Below are 21,097 nucleotides of genomic sequence, written 5' to 3' on the forward strand. Positions count from 1 at the left end.
CGAGCGACTGCACCGAGACCACCCGGCCGTTGCCCGCCGCGTCGGGGTTGCCGGCGAGGGCCAGGCCCACCGCGTCGGCGCCCGCGCCTGTAAGCACCGCGTTGGTCAGGGTCGCGGACCCGCCGCTGGCCATCACATAGACGTCGTCGCCCGCCTGGGCGGTCCCCACGGTGGCCGAGCCGCCGGAGGAGGAGACATAGACGTCGCCGGCGCTGACCGCCTTGCCGACCGTGATCGTGCCGCCGCGCACCAGGACCTCGGCGCCGGTGACCGTTCCGACGTTGAGAGTCCCGGCCTCGACGTCGGCGACTGCCCCGGCGGTGACGCTCGTCAGGTTCGCCGAGGCGAGGTTGACCGTGGCGTTGCGGCCCGCGCTCAGCACGATCGCGCCGCCGGAGGCCGCGCCGGAGCCGTCGCCCAGGGCGATATCCTGGGCCGCCTGCACGTTCAGCGTCTGGCTTGCCCCGCCGTTGAGGCCCAGGCTGTTGATGGTGACGCTGCCGCTCGATGTCACCACGCCGGCGCCGGTCACGCTCAGCGATCCGGCGCTCACGTCGCCGCCCTCGCTCTTGAGGGTCAGGGCGCCGCCGACCGTCAGGGCGTTGGCCTGCACGGATTTCGCGTCGAGCGAGAGGTCGCGCGCGCTCCTGGCGGATCCCAGGGCGATGGCCTGGCTCGCGACCAGGCTGATGTCGCGGGCGGCCGTCAGGTTGGAGACCAGGGTCGAGTCCGTGGCGTCGGCGAGTAGCTTCGCGCCGGGACCGCTCGGCGCGCTCGCCGATGGCCCGATCCCGGTCAGTTGAACTTCGCAGGCGTTGGGGTTGGTGGGACCGCAGCCGCCGTTGGTGAAGGGAAGGCCGCCGTTATCCGGCGGCGGCGGCGAGATGACCGGCGGGGTGATCGGCGGCGGCGGCGGCGGGCGCACGAACGGCTGGCCGAACACCTGTCCGGAGGTCGCCAGCCGGATGTCCCGCGCCGCGGACATGGTGCGCAGGTAGATGTCGGTCGCGGTCCCGCCGGCGGCCGGGCCCACGCCGCGCGCGACGATGCCGCCGCCGCCCGACAGGATGATGTCGCCGCCGTCCGTCGTGGCGGCCTGGGCGGTGATCATGCCCTGGAGGTTGATCACCGCGCTGGCCGCGTTGGTGCGGCTGACCGCGGCCACGAAAACCGAATTGGCCGTGGTGGTGTTCTGCAGGTCCAGCGCCAGCGCCGCCTCGCTGCCGGAATCGCTGCTCGGGATCAGGAAGTCGACCAGGTCGAGGTCGCCCTGCACGGTCTGCGTCAGGTGCAACTGGAAGCCGTTGGTGGCTCCGTAGAGGACGCTGGAGCCGTTGGCGCCGGTCACCGACGTGCCGGCCTCGGTGACCACCGCCGGCGCGATCAGCGCGACCAGGCCGCCGTGGCCGTTGATCGAGCTCCCGGCCTTCATGACCACGCCCGGCTGGTCGACCAGTTCGGTCCCGGGGAAGGTGAAGGTCAGGTTGTTGGGGTCGAGGAAGCCCGCCAGGTCTGGCGAGGCGGCGCTGACCAGGATCCCGCCGGCGTCCACCTGGGCCCCGGAACCGAAGATCATCCCGTTCTTCGAGGCGAACCAGATGTTGCCGCCGAAGGTCCCGTTCACCTGGCCGACGATATTGCCGGACACCGTCGGGGTATCGGTGCTGTTGACGCGGTTGAGCACGATCCAGTTGCGGGCGTCGAAGGTGTATTTCACCGTCTCGCCGCCGGCGACGTTGTAGCTCGCCCAGTCGATGACCGTGCGCGCGCCGTGCAGGGTGATGTCCATCTCGCCGGGATTGGCGACGATGCTGGGCGCGCCGCCGCCGGCGTTGACCTGGGGATTGCCGCCCAGGGAGGGTAGGGCGGCGGCGGGCGTGGCCAGCGCCACGACGCCGATCAGGGCGCTGCAAAGCGCGGTGCGGGTCAGAAGGTCGCGGCGGCCTCGGCGGAGCGTACGGCGAGCGGGCGATGGGGTCATGGTCAGATCTCCCACCTCACAGGAAGCTGGCTGTCAGATTGATCAGCAGGCGCGGCGAAGGCCGCACCCCTCCCGCCGCGACGGCGTCGATCGGCTGGGCGTAGGTGATGTCGAGATTGGCCCGATGGGCCAGCCGCAAGGTCACGCCTGCGCCGTAGGAGCGCAGGGTGCGGCTGGGCGTCAGGCCGGAGTGGAAGGTGTCGTTGTTGCGCACCGAACCCACGTCGAAGAAGACGTAAGGGGCGGCGACGATCTTCGGATGCAGCTCGATCGGGGCGTAGCGAAGGTCGAACGAGGCGCCGGCTCCGGAATCCCCCAGCACCACCGCCGGGTCGTAGCCGCGCCCGACGCTGAGGTCGCCCAGCGAGATCTGCTCGTAGGGCATCAGCGGCTTGTCGGAATATTGCGCCTGGGCGTGGATCTCGCCGCTGATCGGCCCGAACAGGGGCGCGCCGATCGCGCCGGAGCCACGCACCAGCCAGGCGTCGGGAATGGCGAAGCCGTGGGTCAGCAGGTTCTCGCCGGCCTGGCTGGCCCCAAGGCCGGACAGGCCCTTGCGCACCGTGAGGGCGCCGTTCATCGCCACGGGACGGTCGAAGGCGTAGACCCTCAGGTCGCCGTCCAGCCGCGCGTAGAGGACCCTGACCTTGTCCTCGGTCAGCGGGCCGCCGCCGTTCCCGAGATCGGTCTTCTGGTTCACCAGGTCGAAGCCGCCGGCCAGGTTCAGGTTGGTGCGCCGGCGGCGGATCAGCGGATAGGCGACCTCGAGGTTGCCGACCACCGAGGTGCTCTTCAGGTCCAGCGGCTTCAGCACGTCGCCGGGATGGCTTTCGCCATAGACCGCCGAGCCGCGCACGATCAGGCCGTCGCCGCCGATGCGCGCCGCCTCCAGGATCTGCACCACGAGCTGCTCGTTGGAATCCAGGGTGTGGAAGGCCACCAGGGTGGTGTCCTCGCCGAGCGCGGTCAGGCTGCGGGCGTCGCCGCGGATCAGGCCGCCCCAGCGGCCCACCGTCTTGGAGCCGAAATTCTGGGCGTTGCCAACGGCGCCGAAGGCCGTCCGGGTCACCGAGACATCGATGTCCACCGCCCCGCGCTCGGCGCTGATCGACGGCTTCACCGCCGCGCGGATCCGCACGCCGGGAATGTCGGACGCCAGGAGCAGGTAGCGCTGGGCCTTGCGCATGTCGAAGGGCCGCATGCCGCGCAGCTTCTCGACGTAGCGCTCGACCGCCGCCTGGGCCGGGCCGATGTCGCCGCGGACCCGCACATTGACCACGTGGGCCTCGATCACATCGAGGACCAGCGCCCCGCCGGCGATGCGTTGCTCCGGAATCTCCACCCGCGCCAGGACGCCGCGATCGAACAGCGCGCGCGCCGCGCGATCGCGGATCTCGCAGATCACGCCCACCTTCTGCGGCTTGCCGATGAACTCCCGATAGGCGGGCCCGAAGTCCTCGGGCTTGAGCGCCGTCGCGCCGCGGAAACTCACCGAGGCCAGGGTCACTTCCACCGTCGAATCCGCCAGCGGGCAGGGACCCGGCGGCTCCGGCGAGAAGATGTCGGAATCGCGCGGCTGCAGGCGCGGGATCCGCGCCGCGGGATTCAATTCAGGCGCCGAAATGCCGGTTTGCCCAGCCGTGACAGGCGGAGCGCCCGGCGCCGTCTGTCCCCAAGCCTGACCGGCCGCCGCCAACGCCGTCGTCGCAAATGCTAATACTGCACGCGCTCCGAGGCCTACGCGAGCCGCCCCCATGCGTAGCCTTCCCCCCCAACTCAACCAAAAATCCAATGCTTGGGATAACAAGCTTTAGCAATAGTTTTGTTGCTATAACAGCGACTTCGCGTGTCAGTTGAACGCAACTGGGCGCTGTCACACGGGCCTTCATGGCGGGCGGCAATGCTGCTACCTAAGCCTGGGATAGGGATCTAGGATTCCTGCTGGGGCATCGTTGGAGCGCCAATGGGGTGGGGACGCGCAACCGGGGTGATGGGCCTTACGGCCGCTGTGGTTGTGGCGGTCGCGTTCATGACGACGACCCGCGTCGCCTCGGCTCAACCCCAATCGACCCTGGGGGGCCGCGTCGGGGTCCATGAGGGCGTTGCCTCCTGCGCGGGCTCCACATGCCACAGCCGCCCGGCGCCCAGCGGGCTCACCGTGCGCCAGAACGAATTGATCACCTGGCAGGATCCGCACAGCGAGGCCGGCGCGCACAGCCGCGCCTGGAAGGTGCTGACCCAGCCCCGCGCCGAGGCGATCGCCGCCAAGCTGGGCCTGGGTCCGGCCGAACGGGCGAGCGCCTGCCTGGGCTGCCACAGCGATCCGGCGCCGCCCGCCTTGCGCGGCGCGCGTTTCCAGGTTTCCGACGGCGTCGGTTGCGAGGCCTGCCACGGCGGGTCCGGTGGCTGGATCGCCAGCCACTATGCGCTGGGGGCCACCCACGCGGCCAACGTCGGCAAGGGCATGCTGGCGCTCGACGAGCCGAAGGTGCGCGCCGCGCGTTGCCTCGACTGCCATTTCGGCGCCGCCGGCCCGAACCAGTTCATCACCCACCAGATCATGGCCGCCGGCCATCCGCAGATCGCCTTCGAACTCGACCTGTTCACCAGCCTGCAGAAGCACCACGACGTGGACGCCGACTACCTGGCCCGCCACAAGGTCGCCGCCGGCGGGGTGAAGACCTGGGCGGTGGGTCAGGCCATGGCGCTCGATCGGGCGCTCACCCTCTACGGCCCGAAGACGCCCGGCGGGGCGTTCCCGGAGTTCTACTTCTTCGACTGCCAGAGCTGCCATCGGACCTTCTCCAACGACCCGAAATGGCGGCCGGCGGCGGAGCCGAATCCCGGCCGGCCCATTCCAGTGGGCATGCCGCCGTTCAACGACGAGAACATGATCATGCTGTCGGCGGCGACGAAGGTCGCCGCCCCGGCCCTCGCGGCGCGTTTCGACGGCGAGGTGAAAAGCTTCCACCAGGCGCTGGCCCAGAACGGCGCTGCGGCCGTTCCGCAGGCGGCCAGGCTGGCGGCGACCTCGCGCGAACTGGCGAACGCCTTCGCCGCGCGCAGCTTCAGCCGGGCCGACACCCTGGCCATCTTCGAGGCGGTGCTGAGCGGCGAGAACGCCAGGCGCTACACCGACTTCGAGGGGGTCACCCAGGCGGTGATGGCGGCCGACACCCTGCTGAGCTCCCTGGTCGCCGAAGGCGCCATCGACCGCGCCGCGGCCGCGCGGGTGCGCCCCGACCTCGACCGGGCCTACCAGGCGGTGCGCGATCCCGGCGCCTTCCGCGCGGGCGAGGCGCGGGCGGCCCTGCAACAGGCGGCCGAAAAGGTGAGGGCTCTGAAATGAAGCGCGGGCCCTTTGGAACGGCGCTCTCCGTCGCGGCGGCCCTGGCCCTGGCGGCCTGCGGGGGCGGCGGCAGTTCGAGCACGACGACCACGCCGCCGCCCACGCCCACGCCGACCACCAGTCCCTACGCTCTGCCGGGCTCCGACGCCCTGACCGCGGCCGACGTCCAGCAGGTGATCGCCCAGGCGGTCGCCGAGGCGAAGGCCCGGGGGACGCCGGCGGTGATCGCGGTCACCGACCGGGTCGGCAATGTGCTGGCCGTCTACAGCATGGCCGGCGCGCGGGCGACGGCGACCCTCCGGCCCGGGCCCGGCGGCAATCTCGACGCCCAGGGCGTGGTGGTTCCGGCGGCCGCCGCGGCCATCGCCAAGGCGATCACCGGCGCCTACCTGTCCTCCGCCGGCCAGGCGTTCTCGACGCGCACGGCCAGCATGATCGTGCAGCAGAACTTCCCGCCCAGCCCGGCCGCCGTGGGCCTGCCCAGTGGGCCGCTGTTCGGGGTGCAGTTCTCGTCGCTGCCCTGTTCGGACCTGACCGCCCGCTTCAACGCCGCCGGCGGAGCGGGCGCCTTCATCGGGCCGAAGCGGTCGCCGCTCGGCCTGGCGGCCGACCCCGGCGGCTTCCCGCTCTACAAGAACGGGACCCTGGTCGGCGGCGTCGGCGTGATGTCCGACGGCGACTACGGCTTCGATCCCGACGTCTCCAACATCGACAACGACGACGAGGAGAACGTGGCCCTGGCGGCGACCAACGGCTTTGCGCCGCCCGCGACCATCACCGCCGACCGGGTCAGCCTGAACGGCACGACCCTGCGCTACAGCGACGCCACGTCCGCCACCCTGAAGGTGAGCCCGACGGCCGCGGCGCCCTTCGCCAGCCTGGCGCCTGCGACCGGCGCCCTGACGCCGGTCATCGGCTACTACGCCGGCGGGACCGTGCTGGCGGGCCAGGTCTACGGCGCCGAGGGCTCGGGCGTGCGGCCGGCCACCGCCGCTGAGTTCTCCCTGCCCGGCGGCTTCATCCTGACCAATGGCGCGGGCCAGAACCGCTATCCGCCGCGCGCCGGCGCCGACGCCGCCGAGGTCTCGGCCCCGCTCACCGCCGCAGAGGTCACCGCGCTTCTGGAAGAGGCGTTCAAGGTCATGGCCCACGCCCGCGGCGCGATCCGCCAGCCGTCGGACAGCACCGCCCAGATGTCGATCGCCGTCACCGACACGCGCGGGACGATCCTGGGCGTGGTGCGCGCGCCGGACGCCTCAATGTTCGGGACCGACGTGGCGGTGCAGAAGGCGCGATCCGCCAGCTTCTTCTCCAGCCCGGCGGCCGCCGCCGACCTGTCGGCCGATCCCAGCACCGACGTCCGCGGCTTCGTGCAGAAGGTGCGCGACTTCTTCCCCGACCCGACCGCACTGACCGGCAAGACGGCCTTCGGCGTGCGCTCGATCGGCAACCTGGCCCGCCCGCAGTTCCCGGACGGCCAGGTGGGGCGGCCGAACGGACCGCTGTCGCGGCCGATCTCGCAGTGGAGCATCTTCTCGACCGGCCTGCAGTCGGCCCTGGTGATCACCAACATCGGCCAGCACCTGAGCTATGTGGCCGGCGCCAGCCCCACCGACACCGCGCCGCGCTGCACCTTCCTGCCCGACGCGGCGGCGGGACAGAATCGCCTGCAGAACGGCTTGCAGATCTTCCCCGGCGGCGTGCCGATCTACCGTAACGGAAAGCTGATCGGGGGAATCGGCGTCTCGGGCGATGGCGTCGACCAGGACGACATGGTCGCTTTCCTGGGCCTTTTCAACGTCTCGAGCCGCGTGGGTATCGGCGAAGCGGACACGTCTATCCGGGCGGACCAGCTCCTGGTGGGCCCCGCGCCGGCGCAACGTCTTCTTTACGTTAACTGTCCGTTTGCACCGTTCCTGGACACCTCGGACCAGAACGTCTGTCAGGGAAAATAGGGAATGCGGGGCGGCCTGCTCCTTGCGCTCCTGCTCATCACGACCCCGCTCGCCCAGCGGGCGCAGGCGGCTGACCTGATCGGGGACCTCCTGATGGCGGCTACGGCCGCGCCCGTGGACGTCCCGCCGGACGCTTCGCTCGACGCCCCGCCGGTAGAGGGCCGCCGCCGCCCGGGCCAGCCCGCCGAGCTGCCGCCGGCAGAGCCGCAGCAGCAGAACAAGGGCGCCGTCAGCGCCCCGCCGCCGGACGCCTTTCCCGCCGATCAGGTCCCGATCCCCGACCGCTGGCGGCTGATCGAGGCGGTGGGCGTCCACGCCCGCTGGTTCGACCCCTACAACCAGAACACCCTCAAGGGCGACCGGCCGATCGCGGGGACGCAGGACTGGTTCTTCACCCTTATCGGCCTCTCCGACACGGTGATCGAACCGCGCAGCTTCCCCTTGCCCGTCGGTTCCCAGACCACGACGCGGCCGGGCAGCAACGACAACTTCGGGCGGGCGAGAAGCTTCGAGGGTTCGCAGACCATCCTTGTCGGCCTGGCCCTGACCAAGGGGTCCACGGCCTTCAAGCCGCCGGAGATCGAGGCGCGCCTGACGCTGGCCTTCAACGACAACTACGCCCAGGTCTCCGAGAAGCGGATCCTGTCGGTCAGCCCTTCCAACCCGCCGCGGCGCAACGACGCCTTCGTGGGCGTGCAGGAAGCCTTCATCGACTACCACATCCGCAACGTCTCGGAGCGCTATGACTTCGACTCGGTGCGTGTCGGAATCCAGGCATTTTCCAGTGACTTCCGGGGATTTCTTTTCCAGGATAATCAACTGGGAGTCCGCCTGTTCGGCGACCGCGACAACAACCGCTGGCAATACAATCTGGCCGCCTTCCAGCGGATCGAGAAGGACACCAACTCCGGCCTGAACGACCTGGGCCAGCCGCTGCGCAAGGACTATGTGTTCGTGGCCAACCTCTATCGCCAGGACCTGCCGGTCCCGGGGATCACCTCTCAGCTCAGCGTGGTCTACAACCGCAACCGCGAGGCTGGCGAAATCCATTTCGACGACAACGGCTTTCCCGTCCGCCCGGCCCTCATCGGAAATGACAGGACCCGCGACTACGACATTGTTTATCTTGGCTATAATGCCGATGGCCACATCGGGCGACTGAACCTCACGGCCTCGGCCTACAGCGCCACCGGCGAGGACCGGAACTCGATCTTCACCAGCAAGCCGGCGCACGTACAGGCCTGGTTCGCGGCCTTCGAGCCGTCCTACGACCTCGACTGGATCCGCATCCGCGGCTCGGCGCTCTACGCCTCGGGCGACAGCAAGCCCTACGACAACCGCGAGACCGGCTTCGACGCCATCGTCGAGAACCCGCAGTTCGCCGGCGCCGACACCAGCTACTGGATCCGCCAGTCGATCCCCTTCATCGGCGGCGGCCAGGCGATCTCGCTGAACGGCCGCAACGGCGTGCTGGCCGACCTACGCTCGTCGAAGGACGAAGGCCAGTCGAACTTCAACAATCCCGGCACGGTGCTCCTGGGCGCCGGCGCGGACTTCGACCTGACGCCGCGCCTGCGGCTCAGCGCCAACATCAACCGGCTGTGGTTCGACAACACCGCGGTGCTGCAGGTGCTGCGCAACGAGGGTTCGATTTCGCGCGACCTCGGCTGGGACTATTCGGTCTCGGCGATCTGGCGGCCGAAGATGACCCAGAACCTGGTGTTCCGCGGCTCGGTGGCGATCTTCGACCCGGGTTCGGGCTTCACCGATCTCTTCTCAAACTCCAGCGGCGACCGGCGGTACTATTCGGTCTTGCTGGACGCGATTCTCAATTTCTAGGGGCGGCATGGGGCGGGCGGGCAAGATCGGCTGGAGGGCGGCGGCGCTGGCGGCGCTGCTCCTGGTCGCGCCGGCTTCGCTGCGGGCCGCCGGCGACGAGGAAAAGCCGGTCGCGCGCACCTATCACACCGCCCCGCCCGCGCCGGCCGGCGAGACCGAGGCCCAGGCCCACGCCAGGAGCGTCGGTTGCGAGAGCTGCCACACCGCTTCCGACGCGCCGTCGATGCACAAGTCCTCGGCCGTGGTGCTGGGCTGCGCCGACTGCCACGGGGGCGACCCGACGGTCACCGCCGCCGCCGGCCTGAAGAAGGGATCGCCGGACTACGCCACCTTACGCGACCGGGCCCACGTCCTGCCGCGCTATCCGCGGGCCTGGAATTTCCCCAGCTCGGCCAAGCCCAAGCAGAGCTACACCCTGCTCAATCGCGAGGCGCCGGAGTTCGTGCGGTTCGTGAACCCGTCGGACTACCGGGTGGCCCGCGAGTCCTGCGGCGCCTGCCACCTGGAGCTGATCCAGAAGGCCGAGCGGTCTCTGATGGCCAACGGGGCGATGTTCCTGGAGGGCGCGTCCTACAACAACGGCGTCCTGCCCTTCAAAACGGGCATCCTCGGCGAGGCCTACACTGCGAAGGGCGAGCCGGCCCGGACGCTTTCGCCGGGCTCGCCGCCGGGCACGGTGACGCCGGAACAGAAGGCCAGGGGCGCGGTCGGGACCCTCTATCCCATTCCCACCTGGCAGGTGACGCCGCCCGGCGACATCTTCCGCGTCTTCGAGCGCGGCGGGCGCAACATCAACCCGACCTTCCCGGAAATCGGCCTGCCGGATTCCGTCGGCGAGCTGCAGAAGCTGGAGGAGCCCGGCCGGCCCGACATCCGCCAGTCGAACCGCGGCCCGGGCACCGGCCTGCGGGTGGCGATCCCGGTGCTGAACATCCACAAGACCCGCCTCAACGACCCCTTCATGTGGTTCATGGGCACCAACGACCAGCCGGGCGACTATCGCACGTCCGGCTGCGCCGGCTGCCATGTGGTCTACGCCAACGACCGCCAGCCACAGCACAGCCTCACCTACGCCAGGTTCGGCCGCGACGGGCAGTCGGCGAGCCTCGACCCGACCATCGACAAGACCGAGAGCGGCCACCCGATCGAGCACGCCTTCACCCGCGCGATCCCGACCTCGCAGTGCATGAACTGCCACATGCACCAGCCGAACATGTTCCTGAACACCTACCTCGGCTACACCATGTGGGACTACGAAGCCGACGCGCCCTTCATGTGGCCGGAGCGGCAGCGCTACCCAACCGCCGCCGAGATCCGCAAGGTCCTGGACCGCAACCCCGAGGGCGCGGCGCCCCGCGGCCTGTGGGCCAGCCTCGACTTCCTGCGCAACGTCTTCGACCTCAATCCGAAGCTGAAGGACACCCAGTTCGCCGACTACCACGGGCACGGCTGGAACTTCCGCGGCGTCTTCAAGCGTGACCGTGACGGCAACCTGCTGGACGCCGACGGCAAGATCGTCGCCAACGACGATCCGGAGAAGTGGCGCAAGGCCGGGGCCGGCAAGTTCGCCCAGGCCGGCGAGAACCCCGGCAAGGCGGTCCACATGATGGACATCCACGCCGAGAAGGGCATGCAGTGCGCCGACTGCCACTTCAGCCAGGACGCCCACGGCTCGGGCCTGATCGTCGGCGAGGTCGCCAACGCCGTGGAGATCGGCTGCCGCGACTGCCACGGCACCGTCTCGGCCTATCCGACGCTGCGCACCTCCAACGTCGCCGCCAGCCCCGAGGGCACGGACCTCACCCTGCTGCGCAACCCCGACGGCCAGCGGCGGTTCGAGTGGCTGGAGAAGGACGGCCGGCGGGTGCTGATGCAGCGCTCGATCGTCGACCCCAAGCTCGAATGGCAAATTCGACTGGTGAAGGACTCGGTCGACCGCGCGAGCCCCGACTTCAACCCCAAGGCCGCCCGCGCCAAGCTGATGGCCAGGATCGGCCAGGACGGGAAGCCCTTCCAATGGGGGCCCGGCGTCGACAAGGCCAACCTCGCCCACAAGGACGGCGAGATGGAATGCTACGCCTGCCACACCTCCTGGACGACCTCCTGCGGCGGCTGCCACCTGCCGATCGAGGCCAACTGGAAGACCACCAGCCACAAGTACGAGGGCGAGGAGACCCGCAACTACGCGACCTACAACCCGCAGGTGGCGCGCGACGACATGTTCCAGCTCGGCCGCCATTCGACGATCAAGGGGAACACCATCGCGCCCGTGCGTTCGTCCTCGGCGCTGATCCTGTCATCGACCAACATCAACCGCGAGCGGATCTACACCCAGCAGCCGCCGATCGCGGCCAGCGGCTATTCCAGCCAGGCCTTCGCCCCGCATTTCGCCCACACGGTGCGCAAGACCGAGACCAAGACCTGCGGCGACTGCCACGTCTCCGAGGCCAACGACAACAACGCCATCATGGCCCAGCTCCTGCTGCTCGGCACCAACACGGTCAACTTCATGGGCCTGCACGCCTGGGTGGGCCTGGAGGGCGGGCTGGAGGCGGTCAGGGTCACCGAATGGAGCGAGCCGCAGGCGGTGTTCGGCTCCTACCTGCACAGGTACGCCTATCCCGACTTCTACAAGCTTCATGTCGAGAAGAACGGCCGGGAGCTGATCGACTGGCGGCGCGGCAAGGCCTTCGCCAAGGGCCTGAGCGGCGGCGAGACCGACGCGGCCGAGGACATCGTCAACGTCACCCACAAGACCGGCGGGGCGGCCCGCTGCCTCCAACTGCGCGGCGAATACGTCTACGTCGCCGAGGGCAAGGGCGGCTTCCGCGTCTACGACGTGGCCTCGATCGCCAACAAGGACATCTCGCAGAAGATCGTCTCAGCGCCCTTCTCGCCGCTGGGCGACGACACCCACATCGCCTCGAAGAACGCCACCTGCATGGCCCTGCCGACCAACCAGTCGATCGCGCCCGGGCGCAACACCCCGCAGATGCAGGCCGAGAACCAGGAACAGCCGTTCCACCCGATCTACCACTACGCCTTCATCACCGACGCGGAGGAGGGCCTGATCGAAGTCAACGTCGACACCCTGTCCGACGGTGACCCGCGCAACAACAGCCTGCGCCGCGCGCTGACCTGGAACCCCGGCGGCCTGCTGAAGGGCGCGCGGCACATCACGCTGGGCGGCCACTACGCCTACATCGCCGCCGACGCGGGCCTGGTGGTCCTCGACCTCAACGATCCGCTGAAGCCGCGCCACGTGACGACGCTGGCCCTGCCGGACGTGCGCGCCTCGGCCCTGCAGTTCCGCTACCTGTTCGTCACCGACGCCCGGGGCCTGGAGGTGGTCGACGTGACCCGGCTGGAGAAGCCGGTCCTGGTGGCCGGCGCCACCGTGCCGCTGGCCGATGCGCGCCGCGTCTATGTGGCGCGCACCTACGCCTATGTGGCGGCAGGCAAGGACGGCCTGGTCATCGTCGACGTGAAGCTGCCCGAACATCCCAAGGTCTATCAGAAGGTCGATTTCGGCGGCCGGATGAACGACGCGCAGGACGTGGTGGTGGGCTCCACCAACGCCTCGCTGTTCGCCTATGTGGCGGACGGCCGGAACGGCATGAAAGTGATCCAGCTCACCAGCCCGGCCAGCCAGCCCAACTTCTACGGCTTCTCGCCGCCGCCGAAGCCGGAGCTGATCGCCTGGGCGAAGACCGCGACGCCTGCGCTGGCCCTCTCCAAGGGCCTCGACCGCGACCGAGCCGTCGACGAAACCGGCCACCAGATCGCCGTCTTCGGCCGCCTGGGCGCGCGACCCTTCACGAGGCCGGAGATGGAGCGCTTCTTCATCGACCGCTTCGACCGGCCGTACCGCGTGACAGACGAGCCGGACCTGGCGGCCTGGGTGGCCGCGGCGCGGTAGGGCGGCGGCCGGAAGAACGCTTTGCGTGAGGGCGACGACCGCCGGCCCGAGCACGGCCCGCTTCACGCCACCGTATAGGCCTCGATCGGGATCGGGACGCCCTTGAGCTCGATCTCGCCGACCGCGCGGACCGGGCCGGCGTCGGGGGCCAGGGCCTTGGTGGCGCCGGAGAACAGGATGCGGGTGCCGAAGGTCTTGTTGGCGGCTTCGAGGCGCGCGGCGATCACCACCACCTCGCCGTAAGCCGTGTAGTTGAACCGCCGCTCGCCGCCGAAGTTGCCGACCAGGCCGACGCCGGAGTCGAGGCCCATGCGGGTGTGGCCGAAGACCCCGTGCTGTTCGATCATCCTGGCGCGGTAGGCCTCGGCGAAGACGTCGATCTCGCGGGCGCAGACCAGCGCGCGGTCGGCGTGGTCCGTATAGGGCACCGGCGCGCCGAAGAAGACGACGACCCCGTCGCCGGTCATCTTGTCGATCATCGCGCCATGGGCCCACAGGATCTCCAGGATCCCGTCCAGGTAGCCGTTGATCACCACCTGGAAGGTCTCCAGCGGCAGGGTGGCCACCAGGTTGGAGAAGTTCTCCAGGTCGGAGATCATCACCGTGATCTCGCGCTTGTCGGCGCCGATCTTCACCGCCTCGCGGCCCTCGACGATGTTGTCGATCACCTGCGGGGCCAGGTAGCGCTCCAGGGTCGAGGAATAGAAGGCCCGCTGGCTGGAAAGCTCGGCGGCGGACAGCCGGCTCATCACGAAGAAGGCGAAGGCGAAGCTGATGCCGGGCGCCGTCAGCGGGGCCACGAAGCCGAGCCAACTGAAGGTCAGGAAGGCCGCGGCGAAGGCCACGGCCAGGCCCCCCAGCACCATGCCGATCGCCATCCACCAGCGCACCGCCCCCTGGCCCAGGGCCGCCCCGCCCAGGGCCGCGACGAAGACGATCAGTCCGGCCAGGAGCGGGCTCGGCGTCTTGATCCGGTCGCCGGCCAGCATCTGCGAGAGCGCGTGCACATGCACCTCGACGCCGGGCGTCCCGTCATAGTGGCCGGGCAGGAAGCGCAGCGGGGTCGAGTGCATGTCCTCCTTCACGGTGTCGGAATCGGCGTGGGCCGAGCGGGTCACCGCCCCGATGAAGGCGATCTTGCCCTTGAAGAAGCTGGCCGGCAGCACCGGCACGAAGGCCGCCGAATAGGAGGGCGCGATGGCCCCAGCGTTCTCGGCGGCAGCGCCTGGGAAGGGCTTGCGGTAGCGGATGGCGAAGGACTTGGTGGGCGGCGTGACCCCGACCGCCGCGGCGACCTCGGCGGAGAGCGCGCGGGTCTTGCCGGGCAGGGGATCGTAGCGGCGGACCACGTCGTCGTAGTCCACCCGCACCAGGGCGCGGGCATCGGCGTAGCGCAGCTTGGGATCCACCGGGAAGTCGACGCCCGGCTTGTAGGACGGGTCCACCACCGCGACGATCGGCGCCTTCACATTGGCGATGCGCTTGGAGAACGCCTGAAACTCCTCCGGCGAGGCCCAGGTGTCGAGCAGGTAGTCGACGCCGATGGCCTTCACCCCCTTGGAGTCCAGGGACGCCAGCAGGTCGGCCAGCCAGACCTTGTTGATCGGCGACAGGCAGTGGCAGGGCGAGGCGTCGCGCATGGCGTTCATGGCGTCGTCGTCCATCTTGATGACGACGAACTCGTCCTGGGCCGGCGGGGCGGTCAGGGCGACGCGCAGGTCGTAGGTCAGGTTCTCCGCGAACCGGAAGGGCGTGGTGGCGCTGAGCGCCAGGGCGACCAGGGCCGCCGCCAGGGCGACGCCGGCCACCACCGCCGCATCGGCCCAGGCGCCGCGCGCCTTGCGAAGCTCCTGCACCCGGGCGAGGAGTTGGGTGAAGAACCCTTCGGTCCGGACTGTCATCTCTAGTCGAAGCCGAAGGGCCGGGTGTAGGCCACCGCGGGCTCGAACTGTCCGGCGACGCAGGTGTGGGTGGTCACCCGGCCCTCGTCGGCCACCACCAGCACATAGCCCGGCGGCTCGGCCACCAGGATCTCGCGCCCGTCCGGCCGTTCCATGTCCACCGGCGAGAGGTTCAGGGTCACCTGGATCGAGGTCGCCGGCGAGGTCGTCACCACATGGCCCGCCAGGAGGCCGTGGAAGGCGCGGTGGACGTGGCCGCAGAGCACGGCGCGGATCTGATCGTGGCCGCGGATGACGTCGGCCAACTGGCCGATCCACGGCGCGTTCGGGTCGGGATCCATCCACCTCACGCCGGACAGGATCGGCGGGTGGTGCATGACCACGATGGTCGGCGTCTCGGTGTCCGCCGCCAAGGTCTCGGCCAGCCAGTCGGCGCGCTGGGCGTCGAAGCCGGAGCGGTCGCGGCCCTCTTCGAGGGTGTCGCAGACCACCATCCGCAGGCCGTCGAAGTCGACCGCGTACTGGATGAAGCCGTTGGGGTCGCAGCGCGCGAAGGGCCCGCCGAAGGCGTCGAGGAAGGGGCCGCGCCGGTCGTGGTTGCCGACCGCGTAGTAGATCGGGATCTCGGCCTCGGCGAGGATCGCCTTCAGGGCCGCATATTCTTCCGGATGGCCGTGATCCACCAGGTCGCCGGAGGCGATGATCGCCACGGGGCGGGGCTTGAGCTCATGGACCGAGCGCAGCACCTGGCGCAGGCGCTGTTCGTTCCGCATCTGATTCAGCGGATCCTCGCCCGTCGTGACGTGCAGGTCCGTGATCTGCGCGATGCTCAACACGGGCGCCCTCCCAGGCTTACGCAAACAACCATATCCAGTAGTTACGTCGCCTCAGCGCCGACGGATGACGAGGTTCCGAATCTCGGTCATGTCTTCCATCGCGAACTTTACGCCTTCACGCCCCAGGCCGGAGTCCTTCACGCCCCCATACGGCATGTTGTCGACCCGGTAGCTGGGCACGTCGCCGATCACCACGCCGCCGACGTCGAGCTTGTCCCAGGCCGTCAGCATCCGGAAGAGATCACGCGTGAAAACCCCCGCCTGCAGACCGAACTTCGAGTCGTTGACCTCGTCCAGCGCCGCGTTGAAATCCTCGAACTTCGACAGGATCGCGACGGGGCCGAACGCCTCCTCGGCATAGAGCTTGGCGTCGCGGCCGACGCCCTCGACCAGGGTCGCCTCCAGCATGGCGCCGTCGCGCCCGCCGCCGCAGAGGATCTTCGCGCCGGAGGCCGCCGCGGCCTGGATCCAGGTGTCGAGGCGGGTGGCCTCCTTCACGTCGATCATCGGCCCGATGAAGGTCTTTTCGTCCTTCGGATCGCCCGCGACCAGGGTCTTGGTCTTGGCCACCAGCCGATCGCGCAGCTCGTCGTAGATGCTGGCGTGGATGATGATCCTCTGCACGCCGATGCAGGACTGGCCGGACTGGTAGAAGGCGCCGAAGATGATCCGCTCGACCGCGTCGTCCAGGTCGGCGCCCGAGATGGTCTCGTCGACGATCACCGCGGCGTTGCCGCCCAGCTCCAGGATCACCTTCTTCTTGCCGGCGCGGGCCTTCAGGTCCCAGCCCACGTCGGGCGAGCCGGTGAATGACAGCAGCTTCAGGCGCTCGTCGGTGGTGAACAGGTCCGCGCCCTCGCGGTGCGCCGGTAGGATCGAGAAGGCGCCCTTCGGCAGGCCGGTCTCGGCCAGCACCTCGCCGATGATCAGCGCGCCCAGCGGTGTGCGGCTGGCGGGCTTCATCACGAAGGGGCAGCCCACCGCCAGCGCGGGGGCGATCTTGTGGGCGGCCAGGTTCAGCGGGAAGTTGAACGGCGAGACGAAGGAGCAGGGACCGATCGGGACCCGCTTCCACATGCCCTGGTAGCCGCGGGCGCGCGGCGAGATGTCCAGCGGCTGCACCTCGCCCACGATCCGCACGCTCTCCTCGGCGGCGATGCGGAAGGTGTCGATCAGGCGGGTGACCTCGCCCCTGGAGTCGCGGATCGGCTTGCCGGCCTCGATGCACAGCGCCATGGCCAGTTCGTCGAACCGCTCGGTGAAGCGGGTGACGCAGTGGGCCAGCACCGCCTGCCGCTCATAGGCCGCCATCGCGGCCATCGGCTCGGTCGCCTCGACGGCCGCGGCGATCCCGGCGCTGATGGTCGCCGCATCGGCCTGGGCCACCCGCGTGGCTGCCTCGCCGGTGAACTTGTCGGTGACCACGAGGTCCTGGTTGGGGCTCCGGGCCTCGTTGGCGAGGTAGAGCGGGTAGGAGGCTTTCAGAGCGGCCATGGCGAAGGTCGGCGGAGGCGGTCAGACCGCCGCGCTCAGCTCCTTGATCTGCTTGTTGAGGATCGGATCGTTGTCGGAATAGTCCACCGGAACCTCGATCAGATTGACGCCCGGCGTGTTGAGGCACCTCTCCAATAACGCAGGAACCTCGGCCGCCGATCCGACGCGGTAGCCGTTGGCGCCGTAGCTCTCGGCGTATTTCACGAAGTCGGGATTGCCGTAGGTCAGGCCCCAGTCCTTGAAGCCCATGTTGGCCTGCTTCCAGCGGATCATGCCGTAGGAGCTGTCGTTCAGAATCAGGACCGTGATGTTCAGCTTCAGCCGGACCGCGGTCTCCATCTCCTGGCTGTTCATCATGAAGCCGCCGTCGCCGCAGATCGCCATCACCTTGCGGCCCGGATAGACCATGGCCGACGCCATGGCCGAGGGCAGGCCCGCGCCCATCGTGGCCAGAGCATTGTCCAGCAGGACGGTGTTGGCCATCCGCGCCGGATAGTTGCGGGCGAACCAGATCTTATAGACCCCGTTGTCCAGGCAGATGATGCCGTCGGCGGGCATGGCCTTGCGGATCTGGTCGACGAGATACTGCGGATAGATCGGGAAGCGCATGTCGCCGACCTGATCGGCGGTGTGCTCCACCTCGGCCGCGCGCGCCTTCATCATCCGGGAGAAGTCCCAGCCCGGCTGGGGCAGGATGTCCTCCTTGATCTGCCAGATGGAATTGCCGATGTCGCCGATCACCTCGTACTGCGGGAAGTAGACCGGATCGACCTCGGCCGAGCGGAAGTTGATGTGGATCACCTCCGCGCCGCCCTTCTGCATGAAGAACGGCGGCTTCTCGATCACGTCGTGGCCGACGTTGATGATCAGGTCCGCCGCGCCGATCGCCCGGTGCACGAAGTCGCCGGCCGAAAGCGCCGCGCAGCCGACGAACTTGGGCGACAGCTCGTCGACCACGCCCTTGCCGAGCTGGGTCGAGACGAAGGGGATGCCGGTCTTCTCGATGAACTGGGCCAGCATCCGGCTAGTCATGGTGCGGTTGGCGCCGGCCCCGATCACCAGGATCGGCGACCTGGCCTGCTCGATGCGCTTGGCCGCGGCCCGGACCGACTTCTCGTCGGCGATCGGACGGCGCGCATTGCTGCGCGGGATCGGCGTGGAGTCGGTCTGCTCGTGGGCGATGTCCTCGGGGAACTCCAGATGCACCGCGCCGGGCTTTTCCTCCTGGCCCAGGCGGAAAGCCTCGCGGATCCGCGAGGGGATGTTGTCGGCCGAGGCGAGTTGGTGGGTGTATTTGGTCAGCGGCCCCATCATGGCGACCACGTCGAGGATCTGGAACCGGCCCTGCTTGGAGCTCTTGATCGGCTTCTGGCCGGTGACCATCATCATCGGCATCCCGCCGAGCTGGGCGTAGGCCGCGGCGGTCACGAAGTTGGTCGCGCCGGGCCCGAGCGTCGCGACGCAGACCCCGGCCTTGCCGGTGTGGCGGCCGTAGGTGGCGGCCATGAAGCCTGCGCCCTGCTCATGGCGCGTCAGGATCAGCTTGATCTTCTTCGATCGCGACAGGCTGTCCAGGAAGTCGAGGTTCTCCTCGCCCGGAACGCCGAAGATGTACTCGACGCCCTCTTCCTCCAGACAGGCGACAAATAGATCCGAAGCCTTGGTCATTCGCGCGTACTCCCCACCCAACGGCAGAGTTGGGTCCATTTGCCGAGCTTTGTGAAGAGGGCACGGGCGAGGTTGCCGCGAAGCTTTGCCGTAAAGGCTTAAGGTCGCGCGGATTTCGTAGTTATGTTGGCGCCGGGGAACTGGCTTGAGCGTGTCGGGGGCCTTCGGCGCGGCGGCTGGGGAAACATCAGCAGGGGGCAAGCCATGGCCACGGCCGACCACGTCGATCTCGAACGCTTCATCGCCGGCGTCACCAAACGCAATCCGGGCCAGCCGGAATTCGTCCAGGCGGTGCAGGAAGTCGCCGAGGACATCTTCGACTTCATCGCCGACAAGGCGCCGTACCACGAGTACCAGATCCTGCGGCGGATCGCCGAGCCCGACCGGGTGATGAGCTTCCGGGTCTGCTGGGAGGACGACAAGGGCAACATCCGCGTCCAGCGCGGCTGGCGTGTGCAGAACAACAACGCCATCGGCCCCTACAAGGGCGGCATCCGCTTCCACCCGTCGGTGACGGAGAGCGTGCTGAAATTCCTGGCCTTCGAGCAGACCTTCAAGAACGCGCTCACCGGCCTGCCCATGGGCGGCGGCAAGGGCGGCTCGAACTTCAACCCCAAGGGCAAGTCCGACCACGAGGTGATGCGCTTCTGCCAGTCGTTCATGACCGAGCTCTACCGGCACATCGGCGCCGACGTGGACGTGCCGGCCGGCGACATCGGCGTGGGCGGCCGCGAGATCGGCTACATGTTCGGCCAGTACAAGCGGATCACCAACGAGTTCACCGGCGTGCTGACCGGCAAGGGCCTGGAGTACGGCGGCAGCCTGATCCGCACCGAGGCCACCGGCTATGGCGCGGTCTATTTCCTGCAGAACATGCTGAAGAACGTCGGCAATGACGTGGCCGGCAAGACGGTGGTGATCTCCGGCTCCGGCAACGTCGCGACCCACGCGGCCGAGAAAGCCACCCAACTGGGCGGCAAGGTGCTGACGCTCTCGGACTCCGAAGGCTTCATCCACGATCCGGCCGGCATCGACCAAGCCAAGATCGACTGGATCAAGGACCTGAAGACCAAGCGTCGCGGGCGGATCTCGGAGTACGTCAAGGAATTCAAGGGCTCCAGCTTCCACGGTGACGGCGCCCGGCCATGGGGCGTGGCCTGCGACCTGGCGCTGCCCTGCGCGACCCAGAACGAGCTCAACGGGGCGGAGGCCAGGATCCTGGTCTCCAACGGCTGCATCGCGGTGTCGGAAGGCGCCAACATGCCCACCGACCTGGACGGGGTGCACGTCTTCAAGCAGGCGCAGATCCTCTACGCGCCCGGCAAGGCGGCCAACGCCGGCGGCGTGGCGGTCTCGGGCCTGGAGATGAGCCAGAACTCGGCCCGCATCTCCTGGAAGGAAGCCGACCTGCAGCAGCACCTCCTGGACATCATGGCCGGCATCCACGAGCGCTGCGTCGAATACGGCGGCCGCAAGGGTTCGAAGGTCATCGACTATGTCCGCGGCGCCAACATCGCCGGCTTCAAGAAGGTCGCCGACGCGATGCTGGCCTATGGGGTGGTGTAGGGGGCTTCGCGAGGCGGTCGTGGCGGACGAGCCCGCTCACGGGTGATCAACGACCTTCGCAGCGACGGCTCGCCGCCGTTCTGCCGACGGACTATCCGGGCGCCGCGGTCCATCGCACCATCACGACCAAACCCGCCAGGGCGGCGGGAATGAACCAGGCCCAATCCCCGGCCAGGGAAACGGCCACGGCCGCAACGATGCAGCCCAGGAAGAAGCCGAGCAGCAGCGGCAGGAATTTGCCGATGCGCGGGCCGGCGGCCTTTCGCGTCGCGGGGTCCGGCGACAGCGCGTCCAGCAAGGCAAGGGTCGCGCTCACCAGGTTGCCGGTCATCACGGCCGTGGACGGCGCCCCGGTGATGGTCATGCGCAACAGCGCGTTCTGGCACGCCATGGCCGACGCGGCGACCAGCACCGCGACTCCCGCCGTCAGCCCATGCGGGTCGGCGGACGGGCGGGTGATGACGCAGAAGGCGAAGACCCCGGCCAACAGCAGGAACTGCACCAGCAACAGCCGCCGCGTCAGGGCTTCGTTTCGCGCCGCCTCGGTCCGGGCGAACAGCCAGACGGCGGCGACCGAAAGGACGAAGGT

The 21,097-nt window shown here is 69.1% G+C and carries 12 protein-coding genes; 5 read left to right on the forward strand and 7 right to left on the reverse strand.

Translation table 11 applies throughout. The annotated features are described in order from the left end of the window. Positions 1–1,981: filamentous hemagglutinin N-terminal domain-containing protein (locus tag VNW53_RS16805; protein ID WP_325556990.1), on the reverse strand; the 1,981-nt coding region annotated here is incomplete at its 3' end. A gap of 16 nt (positions 1,982–1,997) precedes the next feature. Continuing rightward, positions 1,998–3,590: a ShlB/FhaC/HecB family hemolysin secretion/activation protein gene (locus VNW53_RS16810; protein WP_325556992.1), complete on the reverse strand. Its 1,593-nt coding sequence runs from the start codon at positions 3,588–3,590 to the stop codon at positions 1,998–2,000. 549 nt (positions 3,591–4,139) lie between these two features. On the opposite strand from VNW53_RS16810, the gene VNW53_RS16815 reads away from it, so the two are divergent. The 4 genes from VNW53_RS16815 to VNW53_RS16830 are packed head-to-tail and all read left to right on the forward strand — an operon-like array spanning position 4,140 to position 13,043. After that, complete coding sequence (locus tag VNW53_RS16815) at positions 4,140–5,330, forward strand: multiheme c-type cytochrome (protein ID WP_325556994.1); 1,191 nt, start codon at positions 4,140–4,142, stop codon at positions 5,328–5,330. Beyond that, complete coding sequence (locus tag VNW53_RS16820) at positions 5,327–7,285, forward strand: heme-binding protein (RefSeq protein ID WP_325556996.1); 1,959 nt, start codon at positions 5,327–5,329, stop codon at positions 7,283–7,285. Before VNW53_RS16815 ends, VNW53_RS16820 begins: the two co-directional genes overlap by 4 nt. Positions 7,286–7,288: 3 nt before the next feature. Further along, positions 7,289–9,124 (forward strand): hypothetical protein, encoded by a 1,836-nt coding sequence (locus VNW53_RS16825; RefSeq protein ID WP_325556998.1) that lies wholly within the window; start codon positions 7,289–7,291, stop codon positions 9,122–9,124. 7 nt (positions 9,125–9,131) lie between these two features. Beyond that, positions 9,132–13,043: a multiheme c-type cytochrome gene (locus tag VNW53_RS16830; protein ID WP_325556999.1), complete on the forward strand. Its 3,912-nt coding sequence runs from the start codon at positions 9,132–9,134 to the stop codon at positions 13,041–13,043. 62 nt (positions 13,044–13,105) lie between these two features. On the opposite strand, the gene VNW53_RS16835 is transcribed toward VNW53_RS16830, so the two are convergent. From VNW53_RS16835 to VNW53_RS16850, 4 genes are read right to left on the reverse strand one after another with little or no spacing between them, the layout of a single operon-like run. After that, the gene (locus VNW53_RS16835) at positions 13,106–14,944 is read right to left on the reverse strand and encodes an adenylate/guanylate cyclase domain-containing protein (protein WP_325557000.1); all 1,839 of its coding nucleotides are present in this window, start codon (positions 14,942–14,944) and stop codon (positions 13,106–13,108) included. Positions 14,945–14,946: 2 nt separating this feature from the next. Continuing rightward, positions 14,947–15,780, reverse strand: a complete 834-nt coding sequence (locus VNW53_RS16840; protein WP_325557001.1) for a phosphodiesterase — start codon at positions 15,778–15,780, stop codon at positions 14,947–14,949. 51 nt (positions 15,781–15,831) lie between these two features. After that, positions 15,832–17,274, reverse strand: a complete 1,443-nt coding sequence (locus VNW53_RS16845) for an aldehyde dehydrogenase family protein (protein WP_325557002.1) — start codon at positions 17,272–17,274, stop codon at positions 15,832–15,834. Positions 17,275–17,295: 21 nt separating this feature from the next. Further along, positions 17,296–18,942 (reverse strand): acetolactate synthase large subunit, encoded by a 1,647-nt coding sequence (locus VNW53_RS16850; protein WP_325557004.1) that lies wholly within the window; start codon positions 18,940–18,942, stop codon positions 17,296–17,298. Positions 18,943–19,146: 204 nt separating this feature from the next. Here VNW53_RS16850 and gdhA point away from each other — a divergent pair, with 204 nt between their 5' ends. Continuing rightward, on the forward strand, positions 19,147–20,508 hold the full coding sequence (gene gdhA, locus VNW53_RS16855; RefSeq protein WP_325557005.1) for an NADP-specific glutamate dehydrogenase: 1,362 nt from the start codon (positions 19,147–19,149) through the stop codon (positions 20,506–20,508). A gap of 91 nt (positions 20,509–20,599) precedes the next feature. Here gdhA and VNW53_RS16860 read toward each other — a convergent pair. Beyond that, the coding region (locus VNW53_RS16860; protein ID WP_325557007.1) for a DUF1275 family protein at positions 20,600–21,097 on the reverse strand (498 nt) is incomplete at its 5' end.

This window comes from Phenylobacterium sp. (assembly GCF_035569475.1).
GTDB lineage: Bacteria > Pseudomonadota > Alphaproteobacteria > Caulobacterales > Caulobacteraceae > Phenylobacterium.

Bases quoted from the DNA above. Each gene is read 5' to 3' on its own strand.
- VNW53_RS16830 (WP_325556999.1), top strand. From the start codon at position 9,132: ATGGGGCGGGCGGGCAAGATCGGCTGGAGGGCGGCGGCGCTGGCGGCG.
- gdhA (WP_325557005.1), top strand. From the start codon at position 19,147: ATGGCCACGGCCGACCACGTCGATCTCGAACGCTTCATCGCCGGCGTC.
- VNW53_RS16825 (WP_325556998.1), top strand. From the start codon at position 7,289: ATGCGGGGCGGCCTGCTCCTTGCGCTCCTGCTCATCACGACCCCGCTC.
- VNW53_RS16850 (WP_325557004.1), bottom strand. From the start codon at position 18,942: ATGACCAAGGCTTCGGATCTATTTGTCGCCTGTCTGGAGGAAGAGGGC.
- VNW53_RS16820 (WP_325556996.1), top strand. From the start codon at position 5,327: ATGAAGCGCGGGCCCTTTGGAACGGCGCTCTCCGTCGCGGCGGCCCTG.
- VNW53_RS16835 (WP_325557000.1), bottom strand. From the start codon at position 14,944: ATGACAGTCCGGACCGAAGGGTTCTTCACCCAACTCCTCGCCCGGGTG.
- VNW53_RS16845 (WP_325557002.1), bottom strand. From the start codon at position 17,274: ATGGCCGCTCTGAAAGCCTCCTACCCGCTCTACCTCGCCAACGAGGCC.